Source organism: Endozoicomonas sp. SESOKO3 (genome assembly GCF_024606255.1).
On record NZ_JAHHPR010000493.1, the window covers coordinates 1 to 2,055 of the forward strand.

Genomic DNA, 2,055 nt, shown 5'->3' on the forward strand with positions numbered 1-2,055 from the left:
TGCATTTGATAACGGCGATTTGGAAGCCCATCCCTACAAACCGCCGTTCTGGCTGACAAAAGACAATACGATCAATTCCTGGACGGGTACTTTATTCAGTACTCAGATTCCTGTTCTTTCACAACTTTTGGAGCAGCTTGAAGTCCCGGTCGTCACTAACATTTATGCCGCATCCGATTTCAGAGGCATTTATTTCAACACCGATAAGCTTCAGAACGTCATGAAAATAAGAGGTAATCCGACTGTTAACCTTGTGGTTCAACCACACTACGACAAGGCACAGCTGGTGGGCTATCTCTATGACATGGACTCATTGGGGAATGCAAGATTGATCACCCACGGCGTATCAACCTTACCCCAGGCTGAATCAGGAAAAAAAATCGAAATATCCTTCGAGCTGGTCACCACAGCCTACGATGTGCCCCAAGGACACCGGGTTGTATTGGCTATAGATACTATGGACCCTCAATATAAGAGGCCTACAAGCGACAATTACTTTATTGATTTCGAGTTCAGTAACCAGAAGCAATCAACACTCTCAATTCCAGCCCTGTAAGAAAACTGAATTAAGAGTTTCTTCTTTTGAAGATAATCGCCCGGAACCATTCCGGGCGATTTTTGTCATGACATTTGAAGCTTGGGAACTTTATTGTTGAAATAAACTCTTTCCGCAACCACCGCTGCACTGAACCAGATACTTCCCAGCAGCAAACCTGCCAGAACATCCCCAAACCAGTGGGCTTCATAGACAAGCCTCGACAGTGCCACCATAAGGGCGATCATCACAGCACAACTGTAGGCACAGAACTTAACAACGCCTCTCTGCGCTGCCGTCAGGTACAGGGCAACCATTAACCAAACGAAGGTTGCCTGAGTTGTATGTCCGGAAGGGAAAGAAAACTGATCCAGACCATCAAAGTCAGCCGGTCTGGGTTTATCGATACCCCACTTCATTAACCAGAGTGTGACTTCCATACCTGCAAGACACGTCAACATAATCAATAATTTTCTATAGCGCCTGATCCAGAGAAAGTAGACAGCAAACAACACCAGTGGCACCCAGAGAACAACCGCACTTCCTAACCAGTTCACCAGACCAAACATAGGCTCAACTATCGGTAGAGACATGCTGGCAATAGAAGAATGTATCATGGCATTGTAGTCATCCAACTGACCACTGACGTCCATAACAGTCAGAAGTAATAAACTGACATGCGCCACCACAACAAAGCTGACCGGTAACAACAGTATCAACTTTTTCCTGCAGAACCTGCGATCCAGAATCAGTCCTGAATAAGCAATCAGCAACGAAACAAGAGTTAAACCGGCCAACAGATAGTAGAAGGATTGCGGTACCTCCAGCTTCAAGGCTGCGCCGGTCAGGTAGCCTGGCACGGTATAGGCCACCGCCCAGGGCGCCGTCGAGAGCAGGTTGATGATATAAAAACGCAGGGGGGACATATCCATCATCCCGGCAACGGCTGGAATAACTGGACGGATAGGGCCTATAAAACGTCCCAGTGCAACACTGAAACCACCGTACTTTTCAAAAAATCGTTCGCCTTTTTCCAGCCAACCGGGATGCCTTGAAAATGGCCAGTAGTCTCGAATCCGACTATGCAGACAATGGCCCACCTGAAAGCTGATACCATCCCCCAGGGCCGCACCGAGAAAAGCCCAGGCCAACATAGGCAAGGGTTCCATCAAGCCACTGCCAGCCAGAGCCCCAAGAGCAAACAGCAGGGCAACACCAGGAATAACAAAACCGACAGCCACCAGCGATTCCACAAAAGCAGCCAATGCTATAATCGGGCCCAGCCAGTGCCCATGATGTTGAAGCCATGCATGTAATGCTACAAAGACATCAGATTCCACAAAAAGCCTCTTTCGATATCACCATGATGTAAAATGCTTCCTTCATATCCGTAAGTAACACCACACAATGCCACATTGAGAGCAGAACCATGACACCGGAACGTTACAAAAAATTTAAAGATCTGCTGGATCGACGTCAACCCGACCTGACGGTGCTCACGGATCAAGTTCATAAACCCC

General features: G+C 47.7%; 2 protein-coding genes. One reads left to right on the plus strand and one right to left on the minus strand.

Translation table 11 applies throughout. The annotated features are described in order from the left end of the window. A partial coding sequence (locus KDK18_RS08510) for a CocE/NonD family hydrolase C-terminal non-catalytic domain-containing protein (protein WP_306670895.1) occupies positions 1 to 556 on the plus strand: 556 nt, incomplete at its 5' end. A 65-nt stretch (positions 557 to 621) separates the two neighbouring features. On the opposite strand, the gene KDK18_RS08515 is transcribed toward KDK18_RS08510, so the two are convergent. Beyond that, positions 622 to 1,875 (minus strand): bifunctional DedA family/phosphatase PAP2 family protein, encoded by a 1,254-nt coding sequence (locus tag KDK18_RS08515; RefSeq protein ID WP_257254479.1) that lies wholly within the window; start codon positions 1,873 to 1,875, stop codon positions 622 to 624. Positions 1,876 to 2,055 lie beyond the last annotated feature (180 nt).